This is a genomic window from Vibrio sp. ABG19, assembly GCF_029962385.1.
Taxonomy (GTDB): domain Bacteria; phylum Pseudomonadota; class Gammaproteobacteria; order Enterobacterales; family Vibrionaceae; genus Vibrio; species Vibrio ostreae.
Map to the genome: position 1 here is coordinate 577,527 of NZ_CP071707.1, position 14,287 is coordinate 591,813.

Consider the following 14,287-nt stretch of genomic DNA (forward strand, 5'->3'; position numbering starts at 1 on the left):
ACTGAAGCTATAATTTTACCCCAGTATGCCTGCTGGCGGCGGGCAAATCGAGTGTCAAGCTGAGCCGTTATCAAGGATAAAGTGTGAACTCGCTCAATCTATTGTCGACACACTTACGGCACTCTGGCTCAATGCACTTATGCCATGGTCACGGAGGACATTATTTATGGCAGAGATTTGCTGGACCGAATTTCGTCATACCCTGCATCAGTTTCCTGAATTGTCCAATCAGGAGAAGGAGACCGCGCAGCGCATTGTGGCGCAGTTTGAACATTTTAAGCCTGATCAAGTCCTCACCGGCCTTGGCGGCAGTGGGCTCGCTTTTGTGTATCAGGGCCGGCAGCCGGGGCTGACAACCTTGATTCGCTGTGAACTCGATGCACTGCCCATCGAAGAGACTAACACCTTTGCTCACCGCTCCACTCACAGCGGCGTGTCACACCAGTGCGGCCACGACGGCCATATGGCGATTGTCAGCGCGCTGGGCGAGCAGCTCAGTACCCGCCGCCCGGCGAGGGGCAGAGTTATACTCGCCTTCCAGCCCGCCGAAGAGACCGGTGAAGGGGCGATTAATATGGTCAATGATCCTAACTTTGCCAGCCTGATGCCGGATTACGCCTTTGCGCTGCACAACTACCCCGGCCTGGCGCTGGGCCATGTGGCGGTCAAAGCCGGCCCGTTTAACTGCGCCTCGCGCGGCATGATCATCCGTCTGCACGGTAAAACGTCCCACGCGGCGCACCCGGAAAACGGTGTCAGCCCGGCCATGGCGATGTGCGAGATCGTCACTAAGCTCACCGCGCTGCCGCAGTACCTCAGCGAGCGCTGCTGGGTGACGGTGATCCATGCCAAACTAGGCGAAGTGGCCTTCGGCACCGCCCCGGGTGAAGCGGTGGTGATGGCAACCCTGCGCAGCGAAAGTAACCAAACCATGCAAAGCCTGGTGGAAGCTGCCAGCAAACTGGCGCAAACCAATGCCGATAAATATGGTTTAGGCTGCCAACTCGAATGGCAGGATGTATTCCAGGCCAGCGTAAACTCACAACAGGGCTGCGAACGGGTAGTGCAAGCCTGCCAGGAAACCGGCACGCCATGTACGATTTTGGATCAGCCGATGCGCTGGTCAGAAGATTTCGGCCAGTTCACTGCGGTCGCGAAAGAAGGGGCGATGTTTGTGCTCGGCTCCGGCCAGCAAAGCCCGCAACTGCATAATCCGGATTACGATTTTCCCGATGTCCTGACGCCAGTCGGGCGGGATATCTTCGCCAGTATTGTGGCAGGGCTTCATGGCGTGGATGAAGCTGCGCTTTGAGGGGGGGGATTAATGGTTTCTTGGGGTTGTATGTCACGCTTTGGCTTTCTTGGTTTCTTTGAGCTTGGTGCAAGCGTGCCAGTCACTCTTTGCCTTGCCAAAGAGTAACCAGAAAGGCGCTTAGGTTCTTTGATGCAGGCCGGGCCGGTTTTAGGCGTTCCCGACGCCAAAAACCTTAAAAATCGTCCTGATTTTTTGCCCTGATTTGGTGGTTTCAAAAGCTCAGCCTAGCGCTACGCATTGTGTTTGATTTGTTATCTCGCCAGAACATAGACTAAATGAATGCCTGTAGGCGTAAACTTAGTTAGATCTGAGCTGTAAACGTAGCCATATCGATCGAGCAGGTCCAGCGAGTGATAGGTCCAGCCTGCTGCAAAGGCTATCCCGGCTAATGCGAAGTAAATACACACCCTGTTCGCCAATTTCATCCATTTAGCGTCAATAACCAATCGCGCTTGTTTGCCAGTATAAATGGCTACGCTTCCCATAAACATCAATGATAACAGTGTGCCTAAAAAGCCTACTGGAACCCATAGAGATATAATTGACAGTGTGACTTCCGGACGTCGGTTTAGAATGTCTATATAGTCTTCGTATAAGCCAGTAGACATCCACAGCCAGCCACCTACGGTAAAAGTCAGCATTAAAACGGAAAGTATTCGGATTTTAGTTTTCGATAACATCTTTTAGAGCCTTAACTACATTTTTGTTTACATGCACTTCTGACCAAGTCCATTCAATAATCAGATAAGTAAATGCAACTGCTGCTCCTGCCGCTAAAATCGACCCAGTTGTTGCGATGACGGTAAGTAACATAGCTTCTCCTGCACCATATTGTAGAAGTGCTTTAAACATGTCTGCCCCGACATTACCAAACCAATCCACGAGATGGTAATCGTCTTTGAAAATAAGGTCTGTTGTTGCAATGCTTGCTGATACGATAAAAGTAAGAGCCGCAGCTCCCCGAAAATTCGAAGCTCTCGCTTTTGGGCTAAAGCCTGCTTGACTCACTTTGAATGAATTCAATGGGTATTTTTTACCGTCTAGTTTAATTCGAGTTCTGTTGACTATTGCATGTTTTAGCGGCGCACCATTCTTGCTTCCTGAAAAGGCGATGAATGTACGTCCTTTACTTTCAACGATATCTGCTTTAACTCCCATATCACCAAATTGCTTTGCTATGGAGTGGGCGTTAAACATCGGTTCTGTATGATTAAACCAAGACTTTGCCGTGTTAATGCTAGCTGATATCGTAGCTGTATCACGACCAGCCTCAGCCCAAAGATTGTGCAGTATTTTATGTGCATCTTCTAAGTCAGCAATTACAACATGTTGATGATTTTTTTCCATTTCATCTTCAAGAGAGCATTGTTCATCCATCGACAATTTTAAACGATCATTAACACGTTGACCTGCAGGAGAAACATCATATTCACCATTTTGTTGGCGTGCTTGAATTTGCTCGCTCAGGCCAGAATTTGCCTGAAGAACGGAATTATCTACGTTCATTCTTTCAGATAGAGGTGTGTTTTATTTCTGCTCTAGACCGGTCGGCAATTATTCATGAGCTTTGGCTATCACTCATTGCTTTCCCAAAGAGTAACCAGAAAGGCGCTTCGGTTCTTTGGTGCTGGCCGGGCCGATTTTAGGCGTTCCCTACGCCGAAAAGCGAAAATATCATCGTGGTGTTGCGCTGGTTGCTAGGGTTAATGGTTTCGTGGGGTTGTATGTCACGCTTTGGCTTTCTTGGTTTCTTTGAGCTTGGTGCAAGCGTGCCAGTCACTCTTTGCCTTGCCAAAGAGTAACCAGAAAGGCGCTTCGGTTCTTTGGTGCTGGCCGGGCCGGTTTTAGGCGTTCCCGACGCCGAAAACCTAAAAAATCGTCCTGATTTTTTGCCCTGATTTGGTGGTTTCAAAAGCTCAGCCTAGCGCTACGCATTGTGTTTGATTGGTTATCTCGCCAGAACATAGACTAAATGAATGCCTGTAGGCGTAAACTTAGTTAGATCTGAGCTGTAAACGTAGCCATATCGATCGAGCAGGTCCAGCGAGTGATAGGTCCAGCCTGCTGCAAAGGCAATACCTGCCAATGCAAAGTAAATAGAAATTCTATTCGCTCGCTGCATCGCTTTAGGTGAGTAGATTTGGTTGATTTTCTTGCCTTTCCACAGAGCTTTAGGAGACATCCAAAGCATACAAAGTAGCACGCCTAAAAAACCAACCGGCAGCCAAAGAGTAATCACGGAAACTTGTACCACTGTTGCATGAGATAATAGGTCGATGTAGTCACCTAGAACTCCCTTGGAGACATAAAACCAAATCAGGAAGAAAAACAACAATATAAACGAGATACAAAGGCGCACTTTAGTCTTGGATAGCATTTTCTAACCTCTTTACAATTGAATTAGATATTTTATATTCTCCCCAAAGTCACTCAATAGCGACATAAGCAGCAACGCAAGCCAAAGCACCAAAGAAGATTGGTGTGCCTGCTCCTGCTAAGGCAAACAATACTGCTTCTCTTGCCCCAAACTGGACAAGAGCTTTGAACATATCTGAGCCGACATGACCAAACCAATCTACTAGATGATAATCGTCTTTGAAAATAAGGTCTGTTGTTGCAATGCTTGCTGATACGATAAAAGTAAGAGCCGCAGCTCCCCGAAAATTCGAAGCTCTCGCTTTTGGGCTAAAGCCTGCTTGACTCACTTTGAATGAATTCAATGGGTATTTTTTACCGTCTAGTTTAATTCGAGTTCCGTTGACTATTGCATGTTTTAGCGGCGCACCATTCTTGCTTCCTGAAAAGGCGATGAATGTACGTCCTTTACTTTCAACGAGATCTGCTTTAACTCCCAAGTCACCAAATTGCTTTGCTATGGAGTGAGCGTTAAACATCGGTTCTGTATGATTAAACCAAGACTTTGCCGTGTTAATGCTAGCTGATATCGCAGCTGTATCACGACCAGCCTCAGCCCAAAGATTGTGCAGTATTTTATGTGCATCTTCTAAGTCAGCAATTACAACATGTTGATGATTTTTTTCCATTTCATCTTCAAGAGAGCATTGTTCATCCATCGACAATTTTAAACGATCATTAACACGTTGACCTGCAGGAGAAACATCATATTCACCATTTTGTTGGCGTGCTTGAATTTGCTCGCTCAGGCCAGAATTTGCCTGAAGAACGGAATTATCTACGTTCATTCTTTCAGATAGAGGTGTGTTTTATTTCTGCTCTAGACCGGTCGGCAATTATTCATGAGCTTTGGTTATCACTCATTGCTTTCCCAAAGAGTAACCATAAAGGCGCTTCGGTTCTTTGGTGCAGGCCGGGCCGGTTTTAGGCGTTCCCTACGCCGAAAAGCGAAAATATCGTCGTGGTGTTGCGCTGGTTGCTAGGGTTAATGGTTTCGTGGGGTTGTATGTCACGCTTTGGCTTTCTTGGTTTCTTTGAGCCTGGTGCAAGCGTGCCAGTCACTCTTTGCCTTGCCAAAGAGTAACCAGAAAGGCGCTTCGGTTCTTTGGTGCTGGCCGGGCCGGTTTTAGGCGTTCCCGACGCCGAAAACCTAAAAAATCGTCCTGATTTTTTGCCCTGATTTGGTGGTTTCAGGTAAGTTCTAAGTCGCTTTTGCCCCAAAATCATTCAGCATCCAATTCCTGACCACTTTCTCATGTCAGTTCTTGACCTACATTTACTAATAGCAGACTATGAGCCTAGTTGAGCACTTGCATTTATACAGACATGTTCTGTAATTTGTGGGTGCAAGGATTATAAAGACAGTTAGAACAGTATGTTGCTGATATGGTGTCTATATTTTCTGAAAATATTATACAGACAGTGTCTGCTGAAAAAGCACTGTTATGAGGCATATGGATATTCAACTAATACAAATAGAAAATGATGAGTTTGAAAGTCTGTTCTCTGTTGTGAAACAGGGACTTTATTCGCATGTTGATGCCGTCTTTGGCTGGTGTGATGAGTTCCAGGTCAATCGTTTAAAAAATGACTACGAGCCGCATTGGTTTCACTGGGTTTATATCAATAACACGCAAGTTGGAATGCTATGCTTCAAGCCTTACGAAAACGCATATCATGTACATTTACTCATTGTGTTTCCAGAATTTCAAAATCAAAAATTGGGTGAAAGCGTCATGAATATGGTTCACGAAATGACGCGAGATCAAGGGCGTAGTCACGTAACCTTATCAAGCTTCACTAGAAATGAGTCAGCGGTAAGGTTTTACAAATCTCTCGGCTATAAGGTGACTGAATGCGATGAAAACTTCCTTTCTTTGTCGCTTCAAGTTGCCTCATAACAAGCAATTTAAGAGGGATTCACAACGCTTGGCATTTTTGCTTTTATTTCAAATTTAGTGTTTATGGCACAATGCTTTAGGTTTGGGTGGTGGCGTTGTTCACCCCTTAATTTGGCGTTATGCCACAAGACGTTCAACATGGAGGAAAAGAAATGGATTTAAACGCAATATTACTATTTGTAGTCGCTTGTCTGGCTATCAATATGATACCTGGCCCAGACGTAATCTACATCGTCTCAAATACAATGAAAGGCAAGCTTGCAACTGGATTTAAAGCTGCAATTGGTCTTGGTGTTGGCTACTTTGTACATACATTAGCTGCGTGTTTAGGTTTGTCCGCGATAATCCTCAGCTCTGCTGTAGCTTTTAGTGCGGTAAAATGGTTGGGTGCCGCTTACTTAGTATATTTAGGTGTTCAGTCTCTGCTATCTATGTGGCGTGGAGGCAGTAAAATAGTGGTTAGTGAAAGTGTTGAAACCAACAAAAATGTATTTATACAAGGCGTTATTGTTAGTGTTTTGAACCCGAAGGTAGCACTATTCTTCCTTTCATTTTTACCTCAGTTTGTCGATACATCTACGGGCTCCGCATCAATGCAATTATTAGTGCTTGGTTTGCTCTTCAGCGCATTAGCTACGCTGTGTAACGTTTTATATGCCTCAGTCGGTAGTTGGGTTTTTAGTCGATCAAATTCTCAGCGTTATTCACGAGCACTTGAGGGTGTCTCGGGAGTTCTGCTTATTGGGCTGGCAGGCAAAGTCGCAATCAGTGAGCGCTAGTGGCATAACAAACGATCAAAGAATCAACATACTTTTCCTAATCTGACAGAAACGCTTTAGAGCATCAGATCTAAAACACTTCTGTCCGATTGTTAGTTACGATACCAGCAGGTAGACTTAACGAACTAGTCGTCACTAATCAGAGGGTGGGTAAGGTTGAGAAGAATTACTAGGTATTAAGAAGGCAGTGATACCCTGAGTGGTCACTGCCTTTTCGATGAGGCTTTAGACGATTACACGTTTCGCTTCACATCCTAGAATTTAAATGTGGTCGCGCTATAGTCTACGATAGTCGCGATGACGTTGGGCGTCCTTGCTACGCCGTTCCATCCGACAGCGACGCACTCGGCACCGCAAGCTTCAGCGGCCAAAAAGCCGCTTATCGAATCTTCAAATACCAAACAGTCTCTTGGATCAGTATCCAATAACGATGCGCCTTTTACGAAGCCCTCTGGGCTCGGCTTCCCCTCTGTCACATCGTGTCGGTGCACGATGGCACTGAAATAGGGTTTTAGGTTGTGCAGGGTAAAAACGTGGTCAATACGAGCTTGCCAGCTACCGGTTACCAAAGCCATTTTGATATTGTTTTCTTTTAGTTGATCAAGAAATTCAATGGCACCTGAGATCAATGGAGTATTGGCGGTTTCTTCAAACGCATCGACCATTTTTTTTGCCATAGCTTTGCTTGAGTCGTCCAAGTGGCCGAAAAAATAGTCGAGAGTATAGCCACCGGAACGGCCATGGATGTGCGCTTCTATGTCCTCTTTCTTAATGTCCACACCGAAAGCATTTCCAGCATGTAACCACGCTTGTTCTATCGTATGTCGGGAATCGATTAACGTCCCATCCATATCAAAGAGAACCGCTTTGTGCTTAATTAACATTTAATGACTCCGTTTCACCAAACAGGCTAATGACATCCATGTTGGTTTCGATTTGGTCGTGATAAATATCCATTGCCTCATTAGAGTCCGAAGCCATACACGTAATGGGTAATACGATGGCTTTTTGCTTCAATACTTCCTGAAGCGTAGGGCCCGCATCTTGGCTATATAAATCTTGGGCAATAACCTGTCCCTGACATTTAATGAACGCGAATGTAGATTTAGTCATAATGATCTCCTCATTCTTACTTGAATCAGATTTCCAAACAAGCAGTTGCTCGTTAATAACCAAAACATCAACAACTCCTCGCTCTAGATTTTTTAACGCATTGTCGATGTTCAAGATGATCGGCTCTTCGTGCATGTTGAATGACGTATTAATTAGAGCCGGTTCCCCAGATATCGATTCCCAGCCAATCAATACTCGATACATAAATGGATCACTCTGCTGTGTGATGACTTGAGGTCTGGCTGTTTTATCGATATGAGTGACAGCTGGACACGCCTGTGCGAAATAGTCTGTGCAGTCGTAGGTGACAGTCATAAACTCAGAGACTATGTCAGTGCTGTTCCATCCAATGAAATTTTTTGGTAAAAAACATTAGACGAAATTCGTGAGAAATATATTGGAAAGTGCGTAATAAGGATAGAAGTTATAGTAATCGTTTTGTAAAAGTTGGATTTAATTGACACTAAAATTTTGTGTTTTAAATTGTGTTATTTTCTGTGTAAATAAAATCGTGATTTTATTTGATAGATAAAAGTGAGAAGCATTGAAAATACTTCTCACAAATAAAAATTAACCTTGCCAGTTTTCACAACCAGGCTTTGATTTATCGATCAAAAGATCGCCTTCAACTTCATAAGCAATAAAGCCGAACAGGAATGAGAAAAATTTAGAATCAGCGGTTACGTCGGTTAAGCCAACGGCACATCTATCTTTTTCAATAGCCTTATCTGCAGCTTCTTTTACGCTCGGAACTCCAAGCGGAAAAATAACAACGGGTTTTGAATCTTCGCCGCTTACACGAGGTCCTTTAACAAATTCCCCACCATTTAGCTCAACATTTTTTGTTGACGCTAGAGTGAAATCAGCGACGCGCTGAGCACAACCTGTTACAAGTAGTGAGCCAGCAACCGCGATAGACAACATAACTTTTTTCATAATGTACCTTTATTGTATTATTGGAACCATTATCACGGAATTATATGAGTTCATACTGAAATGTGCAAGTGATTGATCAGATTGATAAAAGGTAAGTTTGTGTGGCTTAGTGGCAAAGGATTTTGAAAGTGATACGTGTCGGACATCGCTAGTGGAAGCTTGAACATCTAATCTTAATATGTTCATCAGATATCAATGGATAGCTAATCAAATGAGGTGTAGATGGCATTAACTCAGATTCAAATTATTCAGTCTTTGGGCGAGTCTATGTCTTGGCTTGAACGAGAACTAGGATGGGGTGTGCCAATTACTGAGTTACGACACTTAACCGGGCGTATCGGTGAACTTTATTCAGCTTTGATTACTAATGGGCAGATGGCAACGGAAGTTAATCAAGCCGGATATGATATTGTTAGTGGGCTGGGGGAAAGAGTTTCGGTCAAAACAACTGGCCGGCAAGTAGATTCTGGGCATATATCTTTCAATGTAAATACTCTGGCTCAAGTCGATAGGATTATTATCCTACGGATCAACACTGAAGAAATGCAAATTGAGACACTTTTTGATGATACCGTCTACAATGCAAGATCATTGTGGGGTGAGCCTAAAGCTGGGGGGCGACTAAGTATTTCTCTCAGCAAACTTACTAAATCCCCCAAAATCGAGCGAGATATTCCGAAGATTAAGGAAGCTGTTTGGAACAACTATAAGATTATTGAACTTGAAAATGGGACAATCGAAGTAATGCTTGATGGGGAAATGGTAAAACCTGTTAAACCCCACTTACGCACAATCGCGCGATCACTGAGTATTTCTTTCTTAAACAGTAACGGAAATTATTACAACACTCGTCAGCTTGGCAGTTTGATTATTACTTCTTTAACTGGTTAATTTACTTGTAGATAAGTTCGTAGGCAGAATTGGTATGTCACGCTTTGGTGATTTCTTTTAGGCTTGGTGCAAGCGTGCCAGTCACTCTTTGCCTTGCCAAAGAGTAACCAGAAAGGTGCTTATGTTCTTTGGCGATGGTCGGGCTGGTTTTAGGCGTTCCCGATGCCAAAAAGCTAAATATCGTCGTGGTGTTGCGCTGGTTGCTAGGGTTAATGGTTTCGTGGGGTTGTATGTCACGCTTTGGTGATTTCTTTTAGGCTTGGTGCAAGCGTGCCAGTCACTCTTTGCCTTGCCAAAGAGTAACCAGAAAGGCGCTTAGGTTCATTGATGCAGGCCGGGCCAGTTTTAGGCGTTCCCTACGCCAAAAACCTAAAAAATCGTCCTGATTTTTTGCCCTGATTTGGTGGTTTCAGGTGAGTTCTAAGTCGCTTTTGCCCCGTTGCCAGTTAGAGTAAATAATCGCTGCAATTCTACAATGTTCCTTTTGACTTCATTTATCTAATCCCTCTAGTATGATTTTGGGTGTTTATGCATTTGGTGGCAATTCACCATTAATGCGGTGTTTGGCCTATGAAGTACAACGAGTACAAAATATGGAAGAATTTAAAGCTGATTTGACAAAACTCAGTAGCCTTCAAATTGTGCGAAAGCATGTATTTAATGGGCAGAGTAAGATCCTCTGCGATGCTATGGTTTACGAACTAAAAGAGGAAATTTGTTCTTACCTTGACGTAGATTTCAATGACGTACAATTGGTTGGCTCAGGGAAAATGGGGTTTAGCATAAAACCGAGTCGTCGTTATGGAGAGTTTAATGACGATTCTGATTTGGATATAGCGATCGTATCACCACATCTATTTCAAAAGGTCTGGAAAGAAGCATTTGAATATAAAAGGGGTGGCACATACTGGCCGCGTTCCGATTCATTTTTCAAATTTTTATCAACTGGTTGGGTTCGCCCTGATAAGCTCCCGTGTAGTCAGCACTTCGAGTTTACTGGACGTTGGTGGGATTTCTTTAATGAACTCACCAAATCTGCTAAGTATGGACCATATAAAATTAGAGCAGGATTATACCAATCATGGTTTTTTCTAGAAGAGTATCAGAAAATATGCGTAGAACAGTGTATGGAAGAGGTTGAAAAATGAATACGTCAGCATCAAATCGAAGACTTAGAGTTTTGTTAACGGCTATCAGTCGAGAAGTACTAGTGCCTCAACCAGATTTTCAACGCAGACTTGTTTGGTCAAATAAAGATAAAGTTGAATTTATAAGGACTGTACTTGAAGGGTATCCATTCCCTGAAATTTATATCGCTGCCGGAAAAGTAGATCCCAAAACAGGTGAAGGATGCGAGCTTCTTGTTGATGGTCAACAAAGAATCACTACTCTTTATCAGTACTTTAAAGCTTCTCCTGATCTAAAACTGCCTTCAGATGTGCCTAACTACGCAGAACTTGAAGAAAAGAAACAAATAGAATTTCTTGAATATGAAGTGGTAGTTAGGGATCTAGGAAATCAACCTATTGAAGATATAAAAGAAATATTCCAAAGAATCAATTCGACTAGCTATGGCTTGAACGCAATGGAAATTCATAACGCTAGGTATGGTGGCGAGTTGAAAACTTTTGCAGAAGAAGTATCTCAAAAGAGTTTTTTTGAGCAGTACAAAATTTTTAGTACGACCGATATTAAACGTATGAACGACACCCGATACTGCTTAACACTAATTGTGACAATGTTGAGTACGTATTTTAATCGTGATAAGGAGATTGAAGCCTATCTTGAGAGGTACAATGAGGCTTTTGAGGAGAGAGCGGATTATGAGACTAAAATTGATGAAGTCTTGATGATAATTACACAGTTGAATTTCCCTTCAAACTCTCGCTGTTTCAAGAAGGCAGATTTTTTCACTCTATTTATAGAGCTATACAAGGCAATCTATAGATTGGGAAAAAGAGTAAACATAGCCGACTTGCGTAACAAGCTTGATGACTTTTATTGTCGTGTAGATCAAGCGGTTGCAGGAACAGTCGACGATGCGATTGCGGAAAAATACTACAAGTCTGCATTACAAGGCAGTAATGACCGAAGTAACCGAGCCGTTCGTGGTGAAATAATTCAAGCTCTCATCTAGTATCAGGAAATAAGTTAATAAACTAACAAGGTATCAACGTACTTTTCCTAATCTGACAGAAACGTTTTAGATCATAAAGTCTAAATCGTTTCTGTCCAAAAATGATTTAGCTGACAAACGATGAGTCACAGTCTAAAGATGTCTCATGGACCTTACCTCATACTTTGGATACACGACTTACTATCGCTAAGCAGCGATGGTATTCACACAGGTGGTCAGTCGAGATACCAGTTCGTCGCGTAAACCACGGCAACGACCAGAACGGTCAGAATGACAGGGATAGCCAGCATCTTTAACAATTTTTTCAAAGAGCTTTGTGGTTCAAATACCACACCTGCCGCTTCCTTCACTCTGCGATCTTCATCAAAATGCCATTTAATCGCAAAGTAGGCACCAATCGCTGTTACGATAATTTTGAGAGCTCCGGCAAAGTACGGAAAGAAGTTAGCCCAACCGCTGTTCATTGTTTATCTCCATCAAATTTAATATCGATTTTACGGCAGCATAATGAAAGGATAATGTTTACTTTTACTCTTTGATATCGCTAAACCGGACGTTTCTGATTTGCTCAACGCCGGACATATCAACGTGCGATAGACACTGTCAGGCGTTCTAGCCCGTGCAAGTCTACTGCTCGCGACCGCTGTTCACAACCTACTTTGTTATATCGGGAGTGATAGCTGGTTGATTAAAGTACTGAAAGCTCTGGCACGCCTGGGTCAAGCCTGGAGCAGCCAGCAAAGCCAACGCTGATTGCTCACGTCACAAAGCAGTAACGGGATAAGCGGAGAGTGATAAAGCCAAAACGGGGCGGTTTGGCCCGTTCAAATCAAATCATTGTGCTAAACAGGGCTAATTCAGCGGCCCGGTGTTCATCTGAGTTTCCTGCATTTCGTTCAGTCCGCCACCATTGTGCACGTGAGTGAAGCCCTGTTTTTGCAACGCTTCCATTGCCATCGCAGCACGACCACCGCTGCGGCAATACACCACAATCGGTTGCTGCTTATCGATATCATGAAAGCCAGTGCCAACGTCACTGAGAGGAATATTACGCGCTTCGGGTAAGTGGCCGTCAGCGTATTCCTGCGTCGTGCGCACATCAATCACCAATGCGCCATTATCTATCATCCGCCAAGCCTGCTCAGCCCGCTCGCTCGCCAACACCTGACCCAAAGGCAAAGCCAGCACGAACGCCAGCCCCGCTGCTTTCCAGTTAACTCCAAACATAGCTACCTCTCAGAATTGAAACTCAAATAAGTATGGTTGAACAAGTGCGAATGCTCTAGAACATGTGTAGTAACAAATTATGTAATGGGGCAAACAGAAGTGAGTTTTTTTCAAATCTTTCAAGTGGCGTGCTTTAGAAACTCGAAAACCAGGGCAAAAAATCAGGACGATTTTTTAGGTTTCTGGCGTAGGGAACGCCTAAAACCGGCCCGGACAGCGCCAAAGAACCCAAGCGCCTTTCTGGTTACTCTTTGGCAAGACAAAGAGTGACTGGCACGCTTACACCAAGCCAAAAGAAATTATTGAATTCAAAGCGTGACATACAAAGCCACGAAACAATTCATCACTGCAACCAGCGCCAAAAAAACAAAGGCACTTTCTGGTTCCTCGCTCTTCCTGAGAAGCCCTTACCAAATGGCATAACTCATTTCTAAGCTGGGGTTATATCCCCCACTTACTCATACAAAAATCAATAAATTTTCGTAATCTTAGCGGCATTTTCTGATCTCTTATGTACCGGCTATGTAGTGGTGTAGTACTAGGAGCCCCTTTTTTAACTCCCTTCTTAGTCGGGCTAAAGCGTAAAGCTGTTTTGATCGGTTTAATGCTATTATTCACCGTTGGTAATGTGGCGTGTGCCATTGCGCCGGACTACAACACTATGTTAATTGCCCGGGTTTTTACCGCTCTCGCTCAGGCCGCGTTTTTTGGTTTAGGCGCTGTGGTTGCCATCCGATTGGTTAAGCCAGAGAAACAAGCCAGTGCAATCGCTGCCATGTTCTTGGGCGCTACATTAGCCAATATTTTTGGGGCACCGTTTGGTACATATATTGGCCAGATAATTGGGTGGAGAAATACCTACTATATTATTGCGGCACTAGGTGTTATCTCAGCACTCTCTATTGCTAAGTTATTACCTCACATTGAAAGTGAAGCCCCAACGAATCTGAAACAAGAATTCGCAGCACTCATTCAGCCAGGCATGATTCGCGCTTTATTAATTACCATATTTGGCTTTGGCGGCACTTTCACTGCTTTTACCTATATTTCTCCGATTTTGACCGACATTACCGGTATGTCTTTAGATTACGTGCCCGCTATGTTGTTGCTGTTCGGTGCTGGCATGGCTGTCGGAAACCCAATTGGTGCACGCCTGACTAACAAAAGCGTGGTGTTCGGTATGCGCAGTACGTTGCTTCTTTTAATGGTCGTACTGGTCGCGCTTTACTTTGCTATGGGCTCAACCGTTGCCATGGTCGTGGTCACCTTCCTGTTTGGAGTGGCTATGTTTGCCACCATTCCATCTCTTCAAACCTATGTACTTTCCGAAGCAGGCAAAGCGCCGATTCTTGCTTCTGCATTTAACATCGCGGCATTCAACCTTGGTAACGCCGGCGGAGCCTGGGTTGGCGGGGAGGTTATCGATGCCGGATTGTCGTTACCAATGTTGCCAATCATAGCTGCTGCAGTTACCGCTTTTGGGCTACTACTCGCGTTGTCAGTACGAACAAAACGAGAGACACCAGAGCTCGTTACCGCCTAGAAACATATTATTAAAAACAATCGGGGGCTC

The 14,287-nt window shown here is 44.0% G+C and carries 15 protein-coding genes and 1 pseudogene; 7 read left to right on the forward strand and 9 right to left on the reverse strand.

What is annotated here, in order from left to right:
• The first annotated feature begins 166 nt into the window (after positions 1-166).
• The gene (locus J0X00_RS02530) at positions 167-1,312 is read left to right on the forward strand and encodes an amidohydrolase (protein ID WP_282476931.1); all 1,146 of its coding nucleotides are present in this window, start codon (positions 167-169) and stop codon (positions 1,310-1,312) included.
• Between the two features lie 254 nt (positions 1,313-1,566).
• Here J0X00_RS02530 and J0X00_RS02535 read toward each other — a convergent pair whose 3' ends face one another.
• The 4 genes and pseudogenes from J0X00_RS02535 to J0X00_RS02550 form a co-directional block, all read right to left on the reverse strand.
• Positions 1,567-1,995 (reverse strand): hypothetical protein, encoded by a 429-nt coding sequence (locus J0X00_RS02535; RefSeq protein ID WP_282476932.1) that lies wholly within the window; start codon positions 1,993-1,995, stop codon positions 1,567-1,569.
• Positions 1,979-2,692, reverse strand: a complete 714-nt coding sequence (locus J0X00_RS02540) for a hypothetical protein (protein ID WP_282476995.1) — start codon at positions 2,690-2,692, stop codon at positions 1,979-1,981. Before J0X00_RS02540 ends, J0X00_RS02535 begins: the two co-directional genes overlap by 17 nt.
• Positions 2,693-3,263: 571 nt before the next feature.
• A complete protein-coding gene (locus J0X00_RS02545; RefSeq protein ID WP_282476933.1) occupies positions 3,264-3,692 on the reverse strand; it encodes a hypothetical protein in 429 nt (142 codons plus the stop codon).
• A pseudogene (locus J0X00_RS02550) lies at positions 3,676-4,389 on the reverse strand (hypothetical protein). Before J0X00_RS02550 ends, J0X00_RS02545 begins: the two are co-directional and overlap by 17 nt.
• 786 nt (positions 4,390-5,175) lie before the next feature.
• On the opposite strand from J0X00_RS02550, the gene J0X00_RS02555 reads away from it, so the two are divergent.
• Together J0X00_RS02555 and J0X00_RS02560 are read left to right on the forward strand one after the other, a co-directional pair.
• A complete protein-coding gene (locus J0X00_RS02555; protein ID WP_282476934.1) occupies positions 5,176-5,631 on the forward strand; it encodes a GNAT family N-acetyltransferase in 456 nt (151 codons plus the stop codon).
• Between the two features lie 152 nt (positions 5,632-5,783).
• Positions 5,784-6,410: a LysE family translocator gene (locus tag J0X00_RS02560; protein WP_025510285.1), complete on the forward strand. Its 627-nt coding sequence runs from the start codon at positions 5,784-5,786 to the stop codon at positions 6,408-6,410.
• Between the two features lie 254 nt (positions 6,411-6,664).
• On the opposite strand, the gene J0X00_RS02565 is transcribed toward J0X00_RS02560, so the two are convergent.
• The 3 genes from J0X00_RS02565 to J0X00_RS02575 form a co-directional block, all read right to left on the reverse strand.
• Positions 6,665-7,294, reverse strand: coding sequence for an HAD family phosphatase (locus J0X00_RS02565; protein ID WP_282476935.1), 630 nt, complete (start codon positions 7,292-7,294; stop codon positions 6,665-6,667).
• Entirely contained in the window at positions 7,284-7,874 is a 591-nt protein-coding gene (locus J0X00_RS02570; protein WP_348984819.1) for a carbamoyltransferase C-terminal domain-containing protein, read from the reverse strand. The genes J0X00_RS02565 and J0X00_RS02570 overlap by 11 nt, the downstream gene beginning before the upstream one ends.
• Before the next feature lie 219 nt (positions 7,875-8,093).
• The gene (locus J0X00_RS02575; protein WP_282476937.1) at positions 8,094-8,459 is read right to left on the reverse strand and encodes a hypothetical protein; all 366 of its coding nucleotides are present in this window, start codon (positions 8,457-8,459) and stop codon (positions 8,094-8,096) included.
• Between the two features lie 222 nt (positions 8,460-8,681).
• On the opposite strand from J0X00_RS02575, the gene J0X00_RS02580 reads away from it, so the two are divergent.
• From J0X00_RS02580 to J0X00_RS02590, 3 genes are all read left to right on the forward strand, one after another.
• Entirely contained in the window at positions 8,682-9,350 is a 669-nt protein-coding gene (locus J0X00_RS02580; RefSeq protein ID WP_282476938.1) for a hypothetical protein, read from the forward strand.
• Between the two features lie 593 nt (positions 9,351-9,943).
• The gene (locus J0X00_RS02585; RefSeq protein WP_282476939.1) at positions 9,944-10,498 is read left to right on the forward strand and encodes a hypothetical protein; all 555 of its coding nucleotides are present in this window, start codon (positions 9,944-9,946) and stop codon (positions 10,496-10,498) included.
• Positions 10,495-11,487, forward strand: a complete 993-nt coding sequence (locus J0X00_RS02590; RefSeq protein WP_282476940.1) for a DUF262 domain-containing protein — start codon at positions 10,495-10,497, stop codon at positions 11,485-11,487. The genes J0X00_RS02585 and J0X00_RS02590 overlap by 4 nt, the downstream gene beginning before the upstream one ends.
• Before the next feature lie 215 nt (positions 11,488-11,702).
• Here the strand turns inward: J0X00_RS02590 and J0X00_RS02595 are convergent, their stop codons facing one another.
• Together J0X00_RS02595 and J0X00_RS02600 are read right to left on the reverse strand one after the other, a co-directional pair.
• Complete coding sequence (locus J0X00_RS02595) at positions 11,703-11,951, reverse strand: hypothetical protein (RefSeq protein WP_027695173.1); 249 nt, start codon at positions 11,949-11,951, stop codon at positions 11,703-11,705.
• 388 nt (positions 11,952-12,339) lie between these two features.
• On the reverse strand, positions 12,340-12,714 hold the full coding sequence (locus tag J0X00_RS02600) for a rhodanese-like domain-containing protein (protein ID WP_282476941.1): 375 nt from the start codon (positions 12,712-12,714) through the stop codon (positions 12,340-12,342).
• Between the two features lie 511 nt (positions 12,715-13,225).
• Between J0X00_RS02600 and J0X00_RS02605 the strand changes: the two genes are divergently transcribed.
• On the forward strand, positions 13,226-14,257 hold the full coding sequence (locus tag J0X00_RS02605; protein ID WP_282476942.1) for an MFS transporter: 1,032 nt from the start codon (positions 13,226-13,228) through the stop codon (positions 14,255-14,257).
• Positions 14,258-14,287: the final 30 nt, after the last annotated feature.

Excerpts from the sequence above, each read along its gene's own strand:
- J0X00_RS02560 (WP_025510285.1), top strand. The coding sequence starts at position 5,784 with ATGGATTTAAACGCAATATTACTATTTGTAGTCGCTTGTCTGGCTATC.
- J0X00_RS02545 (WP_282476933.1), bottom strand. The coding sequence starts at position 3,692 with ATGCTATCCAAGACTAAAGTGCGCCTTTGTATCTCGTTTATATTGTTG.
- J0X00_RS02575 (WP_282476937.1), bottom strand. The coding sequence starts at position 8,459 with ATGAAAAAAGTTATGTTGTCTATCGCGGTTGCTGGCTCACTACTTGTA.
- J0X00_RS02580 (WP_282476938.1), top strand. The coding sequence starts at position 8,682 with ATGGCATTAACTCAGATTCAAATTATTCAGTCTTTGGGCGAGTCTATG.
- J0X00_RS02605 (WP_282476942.1), top strand. The coding sequence starts at position 13,226 with ATGTACCGGCTATGTAGTGGTGTAGTACTAGGAGCCCCTTTTTTAACT.
- J0X00_RS02590 (WP_282476940.1), top strand. The coding sequence starts at position 10,495 with ATGAATACGTCAGCATCAAATCGAAGACTTAGAGTTTTGTTAACGGCT.
- J0X00_RS02565 (WP_282476935.1), bottom strand. The coding sequence starts at position 7,294 with ATGTTAATTAAGCACAAAGCGGTTCTCTTTGATATGGATGGGACGTTA.
- J0X00_RS02595 (WP_027695173.1), bottom strand. The coding sequence starts at position 11,951 with ATGAACAGCGGTTGGGCTAACTTCTTTCCGTACTTTGCCGGAGCTCTC.
- J0X00_RS02600 (WP_282476941.1), bottom strand. The coding sequence starts at position 12,714 with ATGTTTGGAGTTAACTGGAAAGCAGCGGGGCTGGCGTTCGTGCTGGCT.
- J0X00_RS02555 (WP_282476934.1), top strand. The coding sequence starts at position 5,176 with ATGAGGCATATGGATATTCAACTAATACAAATAGAAAATGATGAGTTT.
- J0X00_RS02540 (WP_282476995.1), bottom strand. The coding sequence starts at position 2,692 with ATGGATGAACAATGCTCTCTTGAAGATGAAATGGAAAAAAATCATCAA.
- J0X00_RS02530 (WP_282476931.1), top strand. The coding sequence starts at position 167 with ATGGCAGAGATTTGCTGGACCGAATTTCGTCATACCCTGCATCAGTTT.
- J0X00_RS02535 (WP_282476932.1), bottom strand. The coding sequence starts at position 1,995 with ATGTTATCGAAAACTAAAATCCGAATACTTTCCGTTTTAATGCTGACT.
- J0X00_RS02585 (WP_282476939.1), top strand. The coding sequence starts at position 9,944 with ATGGAAGAATTTAAAGCTGATTTGACAAAACTCAGTAGCCTTCAAATT.